Raw genomic sequence first — 17,345 nt, 5'->3', positions numbered from 1 at the left:
TAGTTGGAGCTTCATTGTAGGCAAAAAGGGTGCCCCGTACAGTCCGAAAAATCGCAAATTTCCGTCGTTGCGACGTCACAACAGGATTTTATTAACAGTTTATCAACAGATTTCAAGGCGATGGGCCTGAACAACTTGTGGGTGATCTGTGGATCCCTCTGTATGGAGGTCCATAGATCCCGCATGGTGGATTCGGAGCCAAGCTATATGCACGTAATGAGCGTCTGGCCCTTCTGTATTCTAACCAAATTGTCCTTTTCCGGCAATTAAGTCAGTAAATACAAACTTATATTCTGAAAAAGATATCGGGGAATTTTTAGAGAAATTTTTGAGTCCATGGGCGAAAAAGCGATAACCCCCAGCCCGAGTCGGGTTGGGGGTCTGATGCGCCAAGGTTCAGCGCTGGGGCCGGATCACCGCATATTGGGCCCATTCCCCACGGCGGAACAGCACATGCACAGGCTTGCCTTTCTCCAGTTTGCCCAGCAAGGCCTCGAATTCACGCACGCTGCTCACCTCGACATTGGCCAGGGCCATGATCACATCCCCCTCGCGCAAACCGGCGCGGGCAGCCGCCTCGACAGCCGACTCGACCCGCACCCCCCCCTTGAGCCTGAGTTCCTTTTTCTGGGCCTCGCTCAGATCGGTCACCGTCAAGCCCAGCGTCGGCGCTGCGCCGGAACGCGGTTTGTCCTCGCGCTCCTTGCGCGCCACCGGTTTCTCGACCTCGAATTCACCAATGGTGACCGACAGGTCCTTGCTGGCGCCACGGCGGAACACCGTCAGGGTGCTGCGTGTGCCCGGCTTGAGGCCGCCCACCATGCGCGGCAGATCGGTCGATTTCTCGATCGCCTTGCCATCGACCCGGGTGATGATGTCGCCAGCCTCCACACCGGCCTTCTCGGCCGGCGAACCGCTCTCCACCCCGCGCACCAGCGCGCCCTGAGGCTTGCCCAGACCGATGGCCTCGGCCACCTCCTTGGTCACCTGGTCGATCTGCACGCCGATGCGCCCGCGCGTCACGCGCCCGCTGGCCCGCAGCTGCTCGCTGACGCGGATCGCCTCGTCGATCGGGATGGCAAAGGCAATGCCCATGTAACCACCCGAGCGCGAATAGATCTGGCTGTTGATGCCCACCACCTCGCCGCGCAGATTGATCAGCGGCCCGCCCGAATTGCCGGGATTGATCGCTACGTCGGTCTGGATCAGGGCCAGATAGTCACCCGTGTCACGCTGCTTGGCGCTGACGATACCGGCCGTCACGGTGTTCTCCAGGCCGAAGGGTGAGCCGATGGCCATGACCCATTCGCCGACCTTGAGGCGGCTCACATCACCCACCTTGACCGCCGGCAGGCCCGTGGTCTCGATCTTCACGACGGCCACATCGGTGCGCTTGTCGGCGCCGACGATCTTGGCCTTGAACTCGCGCTTGTCCGTCAGCGTGACGATGACCTCGTCGGCGCCATCCACCACATGCGCATTGGTCATGATGTAACCGTCCGCCGAGACGATGAAACCCGAGCCCACGCCGCGCGGCTGGTCCTCAGGCTGGGGCCGGCCCGAACGCGGCGTCTGGCGCGGAACGTTCGGTGGCACCGGCAGACCGAAGCGCCGGAAGAACTCCAGCATCTCTTCGTCCGTCGCGCCGTCTTCGGCGCTACGCGCACTGACCTTCTCCAGGGTCCGGATATTGACGACCGAAGGCCCGACCTGATCAACGAGTTCGGTGAAATCCGGCAGGCCGCGCCCCTGGGCAGCGGCCGTGCCGCTCACAGCGTAGCCAACCACCAGCAGCAGCAGGGCCATCCCCCATGTGTACAGCTTGCGCCTGAATTGGGCAGGCATCGGTAAAGCCATCGCAGACATCTTGAACCTCATGTGATCAAACGATAAAAACAAAACTGGAATGCCGTGGGCCCGTGATTTCATGGCACGCGCTCCAACCCCTGGGCAAAAGCCTGCAAGGTCTGGGCCGGAACCTCACCCACAAGCGTGAGCCACCAGGCCTTGCCGCCACCCTGCATACGACGCACCAGGGCATGGGTGGCGCCCAGAGTCTGCTGCCCTTCCTGTCCATGCCGGCGAGGATCATAGGCCTCGATGAAAAAGGAGACCGAAGCCAGGCCATCGGAAAACACCCACTGCACGGCCTCCTCACCGGAGGCCGAGGGGCGCCGGTAGCAACTCATGGGACGGAAGCCGGGCACCTCCTGGGCCAGCCGCCACCCCTCGGTGGCCGGCGTCGTTTTGACCAAAGCGGGGGTTTCCACCTTGTAGCCTTCGGTATTACCCATCATGCGGCTGAGTTTGTCCATGCTGACTGGCGCATCCAGTTGCAGTTCGGAGAAAGCCACCTGTTCCAGCACCCTGCCCTGGGCGTCCAGGGTCTGCAGCTTGACGACCAGACCACTGCGTTTCTCGCTCCAGATCCGGTAACCGAAGCGCAAGCCATCCTTGGGCGCCAACTGGACAATGTCGGCCTCGAAACCGGCCACGCGCTCACTGCCCTGCGGGCTGGCGCTGTAAAACCGTTCGATCGATGCATCCACAGACTTGAGCAGGTGCGGGAACAGGCCCAGGGCCTCTCGCTTTTCCACCACGGCCACGCGGCTCTGCGGCGAGAAGGTGATCACCTCGTCGTTGCGCCGGAAGGTCGAGCGTGGCGTGCCGGTCAGCGATTCCACGCGCTCCATCTGCTGCTGGCCATCACACACATGCCAGACCCGAGAACTGGCGATGCTGCCGCCTGAAGACACCACCAGCGTGCCGATGTAGGCGCGGCGGCGCGAGGCCTCGTGCATGCGCAGCAGCCACTCGGAAATGCTGCGTTCGCGCGGTGCGGCCCGGGAGGCGCCAGCGGCCTGCTCAGCGCGGACCGGCAGCGCCAGCCCGGAGAGCGAGACCGCCAGCAGCAGCAGGCGAGACCAGAACAAGAATGTCAGACGGAGCATGACCATGGACGGATTCAGCGTGCCGGGCGCTCGAAGGTGGCGTTGCGCAGGAAACCCGCCGGCATCTGCAGAGCCGAGGTGCCACCGAGCTGCTGATGCGCAGCGATCAGCTGGTCCAGCCGCGGGTCACGGATCATGACAGGGGCTTCAGCACCAGCCTGTGCCACCAAGGCCTGTTGTTGCGCGGACATCGCCCCCGGGGAAGCCAGCTGCACGACCTTCGGCGACGGAACGGCCAATTGCCAGGCCAGCACAGCCACCACGGACAGCGAGCTCAGACCGGCCACCAGCTTCCAGCGCCAGACGCTGTCGTTGGCACTGGGCTGCGGAACCACCCGGCTGGCCTGGGCCTCCCCCAATGGGTGGCGGGCCTCAAACTGCAGCCGCTCGCGCAGGCGCGCCATGAAGGCGGCATCATGCGCTCCGATGGCCGCGCCGGCCCCCGCACGCATCACATCACCGACCAGGTGGTAACTGTGCCAGCAGGCTTGCGCCTCAGCACCGGACTGCAAGGCGGCCAGGGCATGGATGAGCTCAGCGCCCCGCAATTCGCCGTCGGCCAGCGCCGAAGCCAATTCATGTGCCTGATCAGCAGGCTGCCTCTGGGTGTCTTGCATCTCTGTTCCTACCAACGTTTGCCGGTCTGGCGCTCCAGCATCGGACGCACCTTGGCCGAAATCGCCTCGCGTGCTCGAAAAATGCGTGAGCGAACCGTGCCGATCGGACACGCCATCACGGCGGCAATATCCTCGTAGCTCAAGCCCTCGATCTCGCGCAGCGTCACGGCTTGGCGCAGATCCTCCGGCAGCGCGTCCAGAGCGGCCTGCACGGCTTCGGCGATTTCGCGCGCAGCCAGCAGGGTTTCGGGCGTTTCTTCTGCTATTGGTTCATTTCCGGGCTGAAAAGTTTCATCGTCGTCGCCGGCTGGCCGCAAGGCCGCCTCGGTCACCAGGGGGTCGTTCTTGAAGTCGAGCAGGGTTTTCTTGGCCGTATTGACGGCAATACGGTAAAGCCAGGTGTAGAACTGGGCCTCACCGCGGAACTGGTGCAGCGCCCGGTAGGCCCGGATAAAGGTCTCCTGCGCGATGTCCTCCACCAGATCGACGTCGCGCACCATGCGTGCGATCAGGCGCTGAATGCGGCGCTGGTACTTGATCACCAGCAGTTCGAAAGCCCGGCTGTCACCGCTCAGGGTGCGCGCCACCAGCAGGGCATCGCTGTCGCCGGCCGGGGACGGACTGTCCTTCACGATCCGGTCTCCTGCTGCACCGGCACGACCGACGGGGCCGATGCCACAGGCGCGTACACGGCACGCCGCAAGCCCTCCCACTGCTGGGGCGCCGTCCCCCGCTCGACCCAGAGCCAGAAGCTGCGGCCAGCCAGCGGCAGGAATTCCAGCAGCAGCCCGCGCTGCCAATCCAGGCGCCGGTGAACCTGACCGGCAGATTGCATCCCGGGGGACTCCCAGTTCCAGTTCTGGCCGTCCCAGGCCAGCAGACCCTCGGCCGGCCGGCTCAGCGCGGCATGGACCAGCCGCGCGCCACTCAGCCACAAGAGCAAGGCCAGGCCGTGGGCGGTGGAGAAGAGATCGGACTGCAGAGCCCAGGCGGCACAGACCAGCCCCGCCAGCAGCCAGGGCGACAGCAGACAGGCTGTGCGCATGGAAGAACGCCCCACCGGATAGGAAACCGCTGGGGCGCTGTGCATGTGTCGCTGGTGGATTCTGCGCGTCAGGCGCGCTTGAAGACCAGGGTACCGTTGGTTCCGCCGAAGCCGAAGTTGTTCTTCACCGCGACGTCGATCTTCACATCCCGCGCGGTGTTGGCGCAGTAATCGAGATCACACTCCGGATCCTGGTTGAAGATGTTGATGGTCGGCGGGCTCTTCTGGTGATGCAGCGCCAGCACCGTGAACACCGACTCGATGCCACCGGCGCCGCCCAGCAGGTGGCCCGTCATGGATTTGGTCGAATTGACCACCACCTTCTTCGCGTGATCACCCAGCGCCGCCTTGATGGCATTGGATTCATTGATATCGCCCAGGGGCGTGGACGTGCCGTGGGCGTTGAGGTAATCGACCTGGTCGGCGTTGACGCCGGCATTGCGCAGGGCGCCCAGCATGGCGCGACGCGGACCATCCATGTTCGGCGCAGTCATGTGGCCGGCATCGGCGCTCATGCCAAAACCGCTCAGTTCGGCATAGATCTTGGCGCCGCGGGCCTTGGCGTGTTCGTACTCTTCCAGCACCAGGACACCAGCGCCCTCGCCCAGCACGAAGCCATCGCGGTCCTTGTCCCAGGGGCGCGAAGCCGTCTTGGGGTCGTCGTTGCGAGTGGACAGGGCGCGCATGGCGGCAAAACCACCGACACCCAGGGGCGACACGGTGGCCTCGGAACCCCCGGCAATCATCACGTCAGCGTCACCGTACTCGATCAGGCGCCCGGCCTGGCCGATGCTGTGCAAGCCCGTGGTGCAGGCCGTCACGATGGCCAGGTTCGGCCCCTTGAAACCATAACGCATCGAGACATGACCGGAGATCATGTTGATGATGGAGGCAGGCACGAAGAAGGGCGAGATGCGGCGCGGACCGCGGCTGGTGTACTCGGCATGCGTCTCCTCGATCAGCGGCAGGCCGCCGATGCCCGAACCGATCAGACAACCGATGCGCACCGACTCTTCTTCCCCCAGCCCCTCGCCGGTGGGCAGGCCTGAGTCCTCCACCGCCTGCATGGCCGCAGCAACACCGTAATGGATGAAGGTGTCCATCGTGCGCGCTTCCTTGCTGCCGATGTACTTCTCCAGTTCGAAACCCTTGACCTCGCCGGCGAATTTGCAGGCGAAAGCGCTGGCATCGAATTTGGTGATCAGATCAATGCCGGAGCGGCCGGCCAGCAGGCTGGACCAGGACTCGGCCACGGTATTACCGACCGGGCTGATGCAGCCCAGGCCTGTGACGACGACACGACGACGAGACATAGATGGATATGCTGGCTAGGAAAGGGAAACCGCCGCAAGCGGGAGGTGCCCTCTCTTTGGGCAGGCCGCTTGCAGGGTGGACACACGGTACGCATGTGCCGCCGGACGGCCATCAGGCCTTCTGGTGCGCCTTGGCGTAATCGATGGCGTTTTGCACTGTCGTGATCTTCTCGGCGTCTTCGTCCGGGATCTCGATGCCGAACTCGTCTTCCAGTGCCATCACCAGCTCGACGGTATCCAGGGAGTCGGCGCCCAGATCAGCCACGAAAGCCTTCTCGCTGGTCACCTGGGACTCTTCCACACCGAGTTGTTCGGCAATGATTTTCTTGACGCGTGCTTCGATATCGCTCATGTTTCCCTCAGAGGGTTGTAAATGAATCCGTGATTTTAGCTGGCCCGGGAAAAGGGTTTTCCCGGGCTGTCTGCCGTACGGATAAACGGCTTGAACCTTGCTTGCGTTACTTACATATGCATGCCGCCGTTGACGTGCAGCTCCTGCCCCGTCACATAAGCGGCTTGCGGCGAGGCCAGATAGGCCACAGCGTGTGCAATATCGGCCGGTTTACCCAGATGACCCAGCGGGATCTGGCCCAACAGGGCTTTTTGCTGCGCGTCGGGCAGATGCGCCGTCATGTCGGTCTCGATGAAACCGGGCGCCACGCAGTTGACCGTGATGTTACGCGAACCGAGCTCGCGCGCCAGCGCACGCGTCATGCCGGTCACGCCGGCTTTGGCGGCTGCGTAATTGGCCTGACCCGCATTGCCCGAAGCACCCACCACCGAAGTGATGCTGATGATGCGGCCATACCGCTGCTTCATCATGGTGCGCATCACGGCGCGGCTCATGCGGAACACGGCCTTGAGATTGGTGTCCAGCACCTCGTCCCACTCGCTGTCTTTCATGCGCATGGCCAGATTGTCGCGGGTGATGCCGGCGTTGTTGACCAGCACGTGCAGAGCACCCTGTTCCTTGACGATGGTCTCGATCGCCGCTTCGCAACCGGCAGCGTCGTTCACGTTGAGCTTGATGCCCTTGCAATCCTTGAAGGCGGCCAGGGCAGCGCCGATCCTGGCAGCACCCTCGTCGCTGGTGGCCGTGCCGATGACCTTGAGGCCACGCAGGGCCAGCTCATGGGCGATGGCTGCGCCGATACCGCGGGATGCACCCGTCACCAAAGCCACCTGGCCGTCGAACGTCGTTTCACTCATGCCAAAGCTCCTTTGACTTCTGCCAATGTGGCGGGATCCAGCAGGGGCAGTCCGGTCAGTTCCGCGTCGATGCGCCTGACCATGCCGGCCAGCACCTTGCCCGGACCGCATTCCACAATGTGGGCGATGCCGTGCGCCTTGATGGCCTGCACGCACTCCACCCAGCGCACCGGGCCGAAAGCCTGGCGGTACAGGGCGTCGCGGATGCGGTCGGCATCGACCTCGACCGCCACGTCGATGTTGTTGACCAGAGTGATTCGGGGCTCGCCGAATTCCACCTCTTCCAGGCGCTCACGCAGTTTTTCGGCCGCGGGCTTCATGAGGCTGGAGTGAAAAGGAGCGGACACCGGCAGCGGCAAGGCGCGTTTGGCGCCGTTGGCCTTGAGCACCTCACAAGCCTTCTCGACCGCTGCCTTGGAGCCGGCGATCACGGTCTGGGCCGGGTCGTTGAAATTGACGGCCTCGACCACTTCGTTTGAATTCGGGCCGAAGGACTGTGCCGCTTCGGCGCAACCCGCGATCACCTTGGCTGCCTCCATGCCCAGAATGGCTGCCATGGCGCCGGTGCCCACCGGTACGGCTTCCTGCATGGCCTGGGCGCGGAAGCGCACCAGCGGCACGGCTTGCGACAGCGTCAACACGCCAGCGGCCACCATGGCCGAATACTCGCCCAGCGAATGGCCGGCCACGGCCGCCGGGGTCACACCGGTTTCGCTCATCCAGACACGGTAGGCAACAACGCCGGCCACCAGCATCACCGGCTGGGTATTGGTCGTGAGCGCCAAGGCCTCCTTGGGGCCCGCCTTGATCAGCTGGCCCAGGTTTTCGCCCAGGGCATCGGAAGCTTCCTGCAGCGCTTCGCGCACTTCGGCACGCTCACCCCAGGCGTCAAGCATGCCGACCGACTGCGACCCCTGGCCCGGAAAGACAAAGGCAAACGGTTTCATGGTATTGAATTGATGTTGTGCTTTGGAATGGAGCTGCGTGCGGCATTCCTGCCTACATTTTCAGCAGGACAGCGCCCCAGGTGAAACCGCCACCCACGCCTTCGAGCATGACCAGTTCACCCGACTTGACGCGGCCACTGCGCACGCCGGCGTCCAGCGCCAGCGGGATCGAAGCGGCCGAAGTGTTGCCGTGCTGATCGACAGTGACGATGACCTTGTCCATGGGCAGCTTGAGCTTCTTGGCTGTGCTCTGCATGATGCGGATATTGGCCTGGTGCGGAATCAGCCAGTCGATGCCGCTCTCCTGCTTGCCGGCCTTGGCCAGCACGGCGCGTGCGGCGTCTTCCAGCACGCCCACGGCGAGCTTGAACACGGCCTGGCCGTCCATCTTGAGGAAAGGATCCCCCAGCACCTGGCCGCCAGACACATGCCCGGGCGTGCACAGGATGCCCACGTGCTTGCCGTCGGCATGCAGATCACTGGCCAGGATGCCAGGCTCATCCGAGGCCTCCAGCACCACGGCGCCGGCGCCGTCGCCGAACAGCACGCAGGTGGTGCGGTCCTTGAAATCGATGATGCGCGAGAACACTTCCGCCCCCACCACCAGCGCCTTGCTGGCCGTGCCGGCCTTGATCATGGCATCGGCCACGGTCAGGGCATAGACAAATCCGCTGCACACCGCCTGCACGTCAAAAGCCGGGCAGCCATTGGCGCCAATCTTGTTCTGCAGGATGCAGGCGACCGAGGGGAACACCATGTCCGGCGTCGAAGTCGCCACGATGATCAGGTCGATGTCCTGGGCAGCCACCCCGGCCGCGTCCAGTGCACGGCGTGCGGCCTCGACCCCCAGGTCGCTGCTGGTCACACCGGCAGCGGCAAAGTGGCGCGCCCGGATACCGGTGCGCTCGACGATCCACTCATCGGAGCTTTCAATACCGTCAGCGGCCAGTTGGGCGACCAGATCGGCGTTGCTCAGGCGTTTGGGCGGCAAAAAGCTGCCAGTACCAGTGATTCGGGAATAGCGACTCATGTAGGGTTCTGTTTGTAGTTCCGGTGGCGGGCCGACGGCCCGCCCCGGCTACTCCGCGGCGGCCACGCCGGCCAGCAGCGGAGCGGCATGCGCGATGCGGGCCTGGACCCGTTCGAGCAGCTTGTTCCGGGCTGCATCATACGCGCGGTTCAGCGCCTGCTCAAAAGCCATTTCGTCGGCCGAGCCATGGCTCTTGAAGACCAGACCACGCAGCCCCAGCAGGGCCGCGCCGTTGTAACGACGGTAGTCCATGCGCTTTTTAAGCGCAGAAAGTGCGGGATAGGCGCAAATCGCAGCCAATTTGGTAAAGATGTTTCGAGAGAATTCCTGCTTGAGGAAACCACCGATCATTGATGCCATACCTTCCACGGCCTTCAAAGCGACGTTGCCCACAAAGCCATCGCAAACCACGATATCGGTCGTCCCCTTGAAGATATCGTTGCCCTCGACATTGCCATAGAAATTCAGATCACCCGAGTTGGCAGCAGATCGAAGAAGTTCTCCCGCTTTTTTGATGACTTCATTGCCTTTGATGACTTCTTCACCAATATTGAGCAGACCAACCGAAGGATTGGACTCGTCACGCAAGGCCGACACCAAGGCCGAGCCCATGACCGCAAACTGCAGCAGGTGTTCGGCCGAGCAATCCACATTGGCCCCCAGGTCCAGCACCGTGGTGGCGCCACCCTTGGCATTGGGGAGTTGGGTGGCAATGGCCGGACGGTCAATACCCTCCAGCGTCTTGAGCACATAACGGGCAATGGCCATCAGTGCGCCGGTATTGCCCGCCGAAACCGCCGCCTGGGCCGCACCGGTCTTGACCTGCTCGATGGCCACACGCATGGACGAATCCTTCTTGCGGCGCAAGGCCACCTCGATCGGGTCGTCCATGCCCACCACTTCGCTGGCGGCAACGATACGCGCGCGCGCATGGATCGGACCGCCCAGGCGGTCGGGCAGGCCGACGAGAAGCAGCTCGGCCTCGGGATGATGGTCAAGGAAGTTGCGGCACGCCGCCAGCGTGACGCGTGGGCCGTGGTCGCCCCCCATGCAGTCCACAGCGATGGTGATCATGGGCAGGCAGCGCGTTCAGGCGCGACAGGAACCGAAAAGAGGATCGGCATCAAGACAAAGGCCCGAGCTACATAGGGTGTAGCGTCGGGCCCTCTGGAACCTGAGATGATCAGGCTTCGGACTTGGTCTTCAGCACCTTGCGGCCACGGTAGAAACCGTTGGGGCTGATGTGGTGGCGCAGATGGGTCTCACCCGTGGTCGGCTCGACAGCGATGCCGGGCACGTTCAGGGCGTTGTGCGAACGGTGCATGCCGCGCTTGGAAGGCGACTTCTTGTTTTGCTGGACTGCCATGGTTGGCTCCTGGTAATCAGGCCGCGCGACGGACGCTCGGCACAGGTGGTTCAAGGGTTGGACGGGATCGGCACAGCTTGGGTCTGCGCGAAACCATGAATTATAGCCTAACTTGTTGATTTGACCCCAGTTTTGCAAAGCGGGCCCGGCCCTCAGCCCTTCCTGGCGCCTTTCAGGCCTGCCAAGGCGGCAAAGGGGTTGGGCTTTTCAGCCTGGGCCGCCTCGAAATCCGCGTCCTGGGCAGCCAGTTTGACTTCGGTGGGGCACACCTCGTGGCGCGGCACCACGGGCAACTCCATCAGCAGCTCGTCTTCGATCAGCTCCTGCAGATTGAACTCGCGGGTCAAGGCCAGCACGTCTTCCTCGGCCGCCTCATCCTCGGCCTCGGCCTGCTCTTCGCTGGCCACAAAACGGAAGTCACGCGCCACCGCGAGTTCGATGTCAGCCGGCCCCAGGCAGCGCTGACAAGTCATGGGCAGGCCGACCTCGGCGCTCAGATGCAACCAGACTTGGGCATACCCACTGGCGTCAGTGCGCAACGCGCCCCGGGCTTCCCAGCGGACCGGGCGCTCGGCGCCCAAGCCACCGGTTTCCGACAGTAATCGCTCATATTTTGATAGCAAATCCCGGCCGGACAGGACGCCACCGGCCTGGGCAAAAGCCTTGATATCCAGGCGGTGGGCATGAAACTCTGGTGTCATGCCCGCAGTGTAAGAGAATCACCGCATGAGCGCCCCCGCCCCCCGCCCCCTGATCCTCGGCTCCACCTCGACCTACCGGCGCGAACTGCTGCAGCGCCTGCGCCTGCCTTTCGAAGTGATCTCGCCTGCGGTCGATGAAACCCCCCAGCCCGGCGAAAACCCGCGCGACCTGGCCCTGCGGCTGGCCCTGGCCAAGGCGCGCGCAGTGGCCACACGCCACCCGTCGGCCGTGGTCATCGGTTCGGACCAGGTGGCCGACCTGGGCGGCGAGCCGCTGGGCAAGCCCGGCACGCACGAACGCGCCGTGGCCCAGTTGCGCCGCATGCGCGGCCGCACCGTGATCTTCCAGACCGCCGTGGCCGTGGTCTGCGTCGAGACCGGTTTCGGGCAGATCGAACTGGCGCCGGCGCGCGTGCGCTTTCGCGATCTGACAGACGCCGAGATCGAAAGCTATCTGCGTGCCGAGACCCCCTATGACTGCGCCGGCAGCGCCAAAAGCGAGGGTCTGGGCATCGCCCTGCTCGACGCCATCGAGAGCGATGACCCGACCGCGCTGGTCGGCCTGCCACTGATACGCACGGCCCGCCTGCTGCGCGCGGCCGGTCTGTCCCTGCTGGGCACAGCATGAGTACGCCCGGCAGGCTCTATCTGGTGCCAGCGCCGCTGGACTTCGGCTGCAGCACCCAAACGCCGCTGACCGAGGTGCTGCCTGCTGGCACCCTGGCCGTGGCCGCACGCCTGCAGCACTGGATCTGCGAGAACGCCAAGAGCGCCCGCGCCTATCTCAAGCGCGTAGGTGAACTGCATCCTCTGGTGGGCTCGATCCAGTCACTGGACATCCAGGAACTGCCGCGAGAGGTCCACAAGAAGGGCGACCACGGCAGCACGAGTTTCGACGCCCGGCCGCTGCTGGCCCCGGCGTTGGCTGGCCAGGATCTGGGGCTGCTGAGTGAAGCCGGCATGCCCGCCGTGGCCGATCCGGGTTCTTCGGTGGTACGTGCCGCGCACGAATTGGGCATCGAAGTCGTGCCGCTGGTGGGTCCGGTCTCGCTGCTCTTGGCGCTGGCCGCCAGCGGTTTGTCGGGCCAGAACTTCGCCTTTGTGGGTTATCTGCCCCAGGACGCCGTCGAGCGGGTGACACGCATCCGTGAGCTGGAATCGCTAGCGCTCAAGAGCGGACAGACCCAGCTTTTCATCGAAACGCCCTACCGCAATGCCGCCCTACAGGATGCCCTGCTCAAGACCTTGCAGCACAACACGCGCCTGGCCGTGGCCAGCGGCCTGACCCTGGCGGGGGCTCAGGTGCGCAGCCACACGGTCAAGCACTGGAAACAGCAAACACCAGCCCCCGGCAGGGACACCCCCGCCGTCTTCGCGATCGGGCGTTGAAAACCGCACACGGCCCGCGTCTGACTTGTTGCCTGGAGGAATCGTCCTCATAATGGTTCACCATGAAACTGCTGCGACTGCCTCGCTCGAAGGTCCGTCTGGGCGAACCCCTGCCATGGAGCGTGCGTGACGAGAGTACCCGGCTCCTGCTGTCGCGGGGTTATGTCATCGAAAGCGAAGAGCAGCTTGAAGAGTTGCTGACACGGGGTGCGTTTGTCGACATCGAGGAAGCCCGCGCGGTCGCCCACCAGGACGAGATGGCCGCGCAGGAGCGCGCCAACCTTTCTGCCCTGAAGCGCCCGCAGAACCTGTTCAGCCTGTGGGACCAGACGGCGCAGGAGCTGCGCCAAATCCTGGGCGATCAGCCCGAGAGCGCACCACCCCCTGGCCAGATCACCGATTTTTCCGCCCGGCTGATGGCGCTGGTGGACCAGGATGTGGACATGGCCCTGTACCACGTGGTGCGGCAGGAATCGGCCCATCTTTATTACTACGGCTACAACCACGCCATCCACACCGCCGTCCTCTGCCTGTTGATGGCGCGCCGGCTGCAATGGCCGCAAGCCAGGCTTCTGAGCCTGATGCACGCCGCACTCACCATGAACCTGTCCATCCTGCAACTGCAGGGTGTGATGGCCGAGCAGGATGAGCCCATGCGCGAAAGCCAGAAAATCCAGATCCAGGCCCACCCGGAACTGGCCGTGCGCTGGCTGAGCGAAGCCGGCGTCACCGATGGCGACTGGCTCGCCGCCATCGCCCAGCACCATGAGCATGCCGACGGCACGGGCTATCCGCAGGGCCGCGCGGACCCCTGCGACCTGGCCATTGCGCTGCGTGTCGCCGATGTCTTCACCGCCAAGATCAGCCGGCGCAAGCTGCGCACCGCGCTGCCGATCCAGGAGGCGGCGCGGCAGCTGTTCCGCGAAGATCACGGCGGCCCGCTCTCCTCGGCCGTCATCAAGGAGTTCGGGCTCTACCCACCGGGTGAGGTGGTGAAGCTGGCCTGCGGTGAAATCGGCGTCGTGATGCGACGCACCGACAGTGTGAAATGCCCGCTGGTGGCCGCCATCACCGATGAGCGGGGTCAGCCTTCGGTGCACACCGTGCAGCGCGATACGTCTTTGCCAGCCTACGCCATCGTCGGCAGCGTGGCCGACAAGTCACTGGTCGCCCGCATGCCACCCGAGCGGATCTATGGCTACAACCAGCTTGCCCCCACTGCGGAAGCGAGCCCCGGGCCCGCTTCCGCCGCCTGAGCGGGGAATGAAGGCGCTCAGCGCCAGGCCGGCTGGGCGCGCAGGGCCTTGACCGAGCCTTCGCCGATGGCCGAACCGAAACGCTTGATCAGGCGCTCGGCCACGTTCGGATGGCGCGTGTAGTCGACGATCTCCTCGGCCTGGACCACCTCGCGCGCCACGTAGTCCAGGTTGCCGAGATGGTCGGCCAGGCCCAGGTCCACGGCCTGCTGGCCGGTCCAGAACAGGCCGCTGAACATATCGGGCGTTTCCTTCAGACGCTTGCCACGCCCTTCCTTGACGACACCGATGAACTGCTTGTGGATCTGGTCCAGCATGGCCTGGGCGAAGGCGCGCTGCTTCTCGGTCTGCGGACTGAAGGGGTCGAGAAAACCCTTGTTCTCGCCCGCCGTCATGAGGCGGCGCTCGACGCCCAGCTTGTCCATCAGACCGGTGAAACCGAAACCGTCCATCAGCACGCCGATGCTGCCCACGATGCTGGCCTTGTCGACGTAGATCTTGTCGGCCGAAACGGCGATGTAGTAGGCCGCCGAAGCGCAGGACTCTTCCACCACCGCATACACCGGCTTCCTGTGCTTGGCCTTGAGGCGGCGGATCTCGTCATTGATGATGCCGGCCTGCACCGGGCTGCCCCCGGGGGAGTTGATCAGCAGCACCACGGCTTGCGCACCCTGGTCTTCGAAAGCATTACGGATGGCGGCCACCACCAGGTCGGCGCTGGCTTCGCTGTCCGAGGCAATTTCGCCCTTGATTTCCACCAGCGCGGTGTGACGCGTGCTGGGGGCATTGCCACTCTGGCTCAGGCCGAACACCAGCCAGGCCAGCAGGAGCAGGATCGCCAGTGTGGTCAGGCGGCTGATGATTTTCCAGCGGCGCGCGGCGCGCTGCTCCTCCAGCGCGGCAAAAGCCAGCTTTTCCAGGACAGCGCGTTCCCAGCCGGGCGTGGCGGAGGTTTCTTGCTGGCGGCTGCCGGACTCGGCGCCAAGGTTGTCACTCATGTCAGAACTCGAGGGGTTTCAGGTTGTAGGCAGTATGCCAGTGCACGACGCCATCGTGCTCGGTCAGGGCTATCTTGACCAGCCCCCCGCGGCAGGGTCCACCACGGCAGGCTCCGGTTTCGGGCGAGTACAGGGCGCCGTGCGTGGAACAGATCAGCCAGTGCCCGGTGAGGTCGAAGAACTGGTTGGGCTGGTAGTCCAGCTCCATGGCCACGTGCGTGCAGCGGTTCAGGTAGGCCTGCACACGGCCCTGGTAGCGTACGGCAAAGGCGCGGCAGGTCTGGCCACCGTAGACCACGTCGAAGGGCACGGCCAGCCCGCCGTCGGCCAGGTCGGCCGCATTGCACAGGGGGATCAGGGCCTCGTCCATGATGTCAGGCGATCGCCGTCCGCCGGGCCGCCCCAAGGACGGCGACGGCCCCCTCGGGGGGGCAGGGAGTACACGCAGTGACGACCGTGGGGGCTAAGCATTTTCCAAAAGCCAGTCGTGCAGGTCACGCACCGAGTGGGCCACATGCAGAGGCTGCAGGGCATGAAAGGCCTCGGGTTCGTGCGCGCCGTAACTCACCCCCACACTGGCGCAGTCGGCGTTGAGCGCCATCTGCAAATCGTGCGTGGTGTCACCGATCATCAGCGTGCGATCGGGCTCCACGCCGAACTCGCGCATGAGCTCCTGTAACATGCGCGGGTTCGGTTTGCCTGCTGTCTCGTCGGCCGTGCGCGAGCCGTCGAATACGCCCTTGAGCTGCACCGTCTGCAGCACCTCGTCCAGGCCACGCCGGCTCTTGCCCGTGGCCACGGCCAGCCAGTGGTGGCGTTGCTTCAGGTCGGCCAGCAACTCCAGCACACCCGTGAACAGGCTCAGATCGTTCTGACGCGCCATGTAATGGAAACGGTAACGTTCCCCCAGCAGAGGGTATTTGTCGGCCGGCACATCGGGCGCCGCATGGGCCAGCGCCTGCATCAGGCCCATGCCGATGACGTAGGCGGCGTCCTTGTCGCTGGGCACGGTGCCGCCCACATCGCGCACCGCATCCTGGATGCAACGCGTGATGATGGCGGTCGAATCGAACAGCGTACCGTCCCAATCGAAGGCGATCAGGTCGTACTGTCTGGGTCGAGAACTCATGAAATCTTCAAGTCTTGTCAGGAATAACCTGGGCCTGGAATTGTTCCAGCTCCGGCGGCAAGGGGGCCAGCAACTCGATGCGCTCGCCGCTGACCGGATGGTTGAACTGTAAACGCCAGGCGTGCAGGAACATGCGTTTGAGCGGCACACGCCCCGCTGTGGCGGTGGGTTTCTGCAGCGCTTTATTGAGCTCGAAATCACCGTATTTGTCGTCACCGACGATGGGCAGCCCCTCGGAGGCCAGGTGCACGCGGATCTGGTGCGTGCGACCGGTCTTGATGGTCACTTCCAGCAGGCTGTAGCCGGGCGCCCCCGGCGAGCGGCTGCGCACCTTGACCAGAGTGACGGCCTTCATGCCCTCCGGGTCGTCGCGCGCCACCACCTTGACGCGGCGCTCGCCATCGTCCAGCAGGTATTTGTGCAGGGGCTTGTCCAGCACCTTCTTGTTCAGCGGCCACTGCCCGGCCACCAGGGCCAGGTAGGTCTTGCCGGTCTCGCGCTCGCGAAACTGGTCCTGCAGGTGCTTCAGGGCGCTGCGCTTCTTGGCCAGCAGCAGGATGCCGCTGGTCTCGCGGTCCAGCCGGTGCACCAGTTCCAGGAATTTGGCCTGCGGCCGCGCCATGCGCAGCTGCTCGATCACCCCGAAACTCACGCCCGAGCCGCCATGCACGGCCACCCCGGCCGGCTTGTCGATGGCCAGCACTGCCTCATCCTCGTACAGCACTGGGAATTCCCTCCCCGGCGCCCCCTTGGCCACCAGGCCCGCCATGGCCTCGGCCTTTTCCGTCGCGCGTTCGGACAGGCGCACGGGCGGCACGCGCACCACATCACCCGCCTGAACCCTTGTATCTGCAGAGGCCCGGCCTTTGTTAACCCTCACTTCGCCGCTGCGGATGATGCGGTAGACATGGGTCTTGGGCACCCCTTTGAGCTGGCGCAGCAGGAAGTTGTCCAGGCGCTGGCCGGCCGATTCTTCATCGACCGTCACCTGTTTGACTTCTGGACTCGCGGGAGCCGATTTGCCCCCTATAATGTGTTTCACTAGCGACGCGCTGTAAGTGGTTGATTTGTCTGGAGTTTAGTCCACATGACACCACCGGCCGCGCTGGAAGGTCGATGTCACCGACCACCGGGTACGCAAACCGCAAGCCAGCTGCTTGCCGTGGCCTGCCCAGTGGAAGGCGCAACCGACGCCTTGAAACACTGAACGGAATACCCAGTGCTGCCAGCCACAAGCTGGCAGCCGGATCTAAGCGAAATGTTTGTGATGATGAGCCTGAACCTCATGTGCCTGCAGCGCGTACGCGTGCTGTTCCTCGGCACGGGTCAGCCGTCAGCGCCCGCAGTGCGGGCTGCCTGGGCCACCAAGTTGGTGGTGGCCCCACACTCACCTC

At 64.3% G+C, this 17,345-nt stretch carries 20 protein-coding genes; 3 read left to right on the top strand and 17 right to left on the bottom strand.

Annotated elements, in window-relative coordinates:
• Window positions 1-396 precede the first annotated feature (396 nt).
• The 13 genes from ACYVH8_RS08020 to ACYVH8_RS07960 form a co-directional block, all read right to left on the bottom strand.
• Entirely contained in the window at window positions 397-1,806 is a 1,410-nt protein-coding gene (locus ACYVH8_RS08020) for a DegQ family serine endoprotease (protein ID WP_460488322.1), read from the bottom strand.
• 119 nt (window positions 1,807-1,925) lie between these two features.
• Window positions 1,926-2,957, bottom strand: coding sequence for a MucB/RseB C-terminal domain-containing protein (locus ACYVH8_RS08015; protein WP_460488321.1), 1,032 nt, complete (start codon window positions 2,955-2,957; stop codon window positions 1,926-1,928).
• A gap of 8 nt (window positions 2,958-2,965) precedes the next feature.
• Window positions 2,966-3,526, bottom strand: coding sequence for a sigma-E factor negative regulatory protein (locus tag ACYVH8_RS08010; protein WP_460488320.1), 561 nt, complete (start codon window positions 3,524-3,526; stop codon window positions 2,966-2,968).
• Between the two features lie 50 nt (window positions 3,527-3,576).
• The gene (gene rpoE / locus ACYVH8_RS08005; RefSeq protein WP_460488592.1) at window positions 3,577-4,203 is read right to left on the bottom strand and encodes an RNA polymerase sigma factor RpoE; all 627 of its coding nucleotides are present in this window, start codon (window positions 4,201-4,203) and stop codon (window positions 3,577-3,579) included.
• Window positions 4,197-4,613: a hypothetical protein gene (locus ACYVH8_RS08000; protein ID WP_460488319.1), complete on the bottom strand. Its 417-nt coding sequence runs from the start codon at window positions 4,611-4,613 to the stop codon at window positions 4,197-4,199. Before ACYVH8_RS08000 ends, rpoE begins: the two co-directional genes overlap by 7 nt.
• A 68-nt stretch (window positions 4,614-4,681) precedes the next feature.
• Entirely contained in the window at window positions 4,682-5,926 is a 1,245-nt protein-coding gene (gene fabF / locus ACYVH8_RS07995; protein ID WP_460488318.1) for a beta-ketoacyl-ACP synthase II, read from the bottom strand.
• 112 nt (window positions 5,927-6,038) lie between these two features.
• The gene (acpP, locus tag ACYVH8_RS07990) at window positions 6,039-6,278 is read right to left on the bottom strand and encodes an acyl carrier protein (RefSeq protein WP_174251417.1); all 240 of its coding nucleotides are present in this window, start codon (window positions 6,276-6,278) and stop codon (window positions 6,039-6,041) included.
• A 110-nt stretch (window positions 6,279-6,388) separates the two neighbouring features.
• Complete coding sequence (gene fabG, locus ACYVH8_RS07985) at window positions 6,389-7,135, bottom strand: 3-oxoacyl-ACP reductase FabG (protein ID WP_460488317.1); 747 nt, start codon at window positions 7,133-7,135, stop codon at window positions 6,389-6,391.
• Window positions 7,132-8,082, bottom strand: coding sequence for an ACP S-malonyltransferase (gene fabD / locus ACYVH8_RS07980; RefSeq protein WP_460488316.1), 951 nt, complete (start codon window positions 8,080-8,082; stop codon window positions 7,132-7,134). Before fabD ends, fabG begins: the two co-directional genes overlap by 4 nt.
• A gap of 52 nt (window positions 8,083-8,134) precedes the next feature.
• A complete protein-coding gene (locus tag ACYVH8_RS07975) occupies window positions 8,135-9,112 on the bottom strand; it encodes a beta-ketoacyl-ACP synthase III (protein ID WP_460488315.1) in 978 nt (325 codons plus the stop codon).
• A gap of 48 nt (window positions 9,113-9,160) precedes the next feature.
• The gene (gene plsX, locus ACYVH8_RS07970; protein ID WP_460488314.1) at window positions 9,161-10,186 is read right to left on the bottom strand and encodes a phosphate acyltransferase PlsX; all 1,026 of its coding nucleotides are present in this window, start codon (window positions 10,184-10,186) and stop codon (window positions 9,161-9,163) included.
• A gap of 109 nt (window positions 10,187-10,295) precedes the next feature.
• On the bottom strand, window positions 10,296-10,478 hold the full coding sequence (gene rpmF, locus ACYVH8_RS07965) for a 50S ribosomal protein L32 (protein ID WP_057676887.1): 183 nt from the start codon (window positions 10,476-10,478) through the stop codon (window positions 10,296-10,298).
• Window positions 10,479-10,630: 152 nt separating this feature from the next.
• The gene (locus ACYVH8_RS07960) at window positions 10,631-11,179 is read right to left on the bottom strand and encodes a YceD family protein (protein ID WP_460488313.1); all 549 of its coding nucleotides are present in this window, start codon (window positions 11,177-11,179) and stop codon (window positions 10,631-10,633) included.
• Window positions 11,180-11,204: 25 nt separating this feature from the next.
• Here ACYVH8_RS07960 and ACYVH8_RS07955 point away from each other — a divergent pair, with 25 nt between their 5' ends.
• The 3 genes from ACYVH8_RS07955 to ACYVH8_RS07945 all read left to right on the top strand — a co-directional run bounded on the left by ACYVH8_RS07955 (window position 11,205) and on the right by ACYVH8_RS07945 (window position 13,824).
• A complete protein-coding gene (locus tag ACYVH8_RS07955) occupies window positions 11,205-11,807 on the top strand; it encodes a Maf family nucleotide pyrophosphatase (RefSeq protein WP_460488312.1) in 603 nt (200 codons plus the stop codon).
• A complete protein-coding gene (locus tag ACYVH8_RS07950) occupies window positions 11,804-12,568 on the top strand; it encodes an SAM-dependent methyltransferase (RefSeq protein ID WP_460488311.1) in 765 nt (254 codons plus the stop codon). Before ACYVH8_RS07955 ends, ACYVH8_RS07950 begins: the two co-directional genes overlap by 4 nt.
• A gap of 62 nt (window positions 12,569-12,630) precedes the next feature.
• The gene (locus ACYVH8_RS07945) at window positions 12,631-13,824 is read left to right on the top strand and encodes an HD-GYP domain-containing protein (protein WP_460488310.1); all 1,194 of its coding nucleotides are present in this window, start codon (window positions 12,631-12,633) and stop codon (window positions 13,822-13,824) included.
• 17 nt (window positions 13,825-13,841) lie between these two features.
• Here ACYVH8_RS07945 and ACYVH8_RS07940 read toward each other — a convergent pair whose 3' ends face one another.
• The 4 genes from ACYVH8_RS07940 to ACYVH8_RS07925 all read right to left on the bottom strand — a co-directional run bounded on the left by ACYVH8_RS07940 (window position 13,842) and on the right by ACYVH8_RS07925 (window position 16,993).
• Complete coding sequence (locus tag ACYVH8_RS07940; protein ID WP_460488309.1) at window positions 13,842-14,822, bottom strand: S49 family peptidase; 981 nt, start codon at window positions 14,820-14,822, stop codon at window positions 13,842-13,844.
• Window position 14,823: 1 nt separating this feature from the next.
• Entirely contained in the window at window positions 14,824-15,192 is a 369-nt protein-coding gene (locus tag ACYVH8_RS07935; protein WP_460488308.1) for a Rieske (2Fe-2S) protein, read from the bottom strand.
• A gap of 93 nt (window positions 15,193-15,285) precedes the next feature.
• Window positions 15,286-15,951, bottom strand: a complete 666-nt coding sequence (locus ACYVH8_RS07930) for an HAD family hydrolase (RefSeq protein ID WP_460488307.1) — start codon at window positions 15,949-15,951, stop codon at window positions 15,286-15,288.
• Between the two features lie 7 nt (window positions 15,952-15,958).
• Complete coding sequence (locus ACYVH8_RS07925) at window positions 15,959-16,993, bottom strand: RluA family pseudouridine synthase (protein WP_460488306.1); 1,035 nt, start codon at window positions 16,991-16,993, stop codon at window positions 15,959-15,961.
• Window positions 16,994-17,345 lie beyond the last annotated feature (352 nt).

It is taken from the genome of Curvibacter fontanus (genome assembly GCF_054780335.1).
This window is presented reverse-complemented; position numbering and strand designations above follow the sequence as displayed.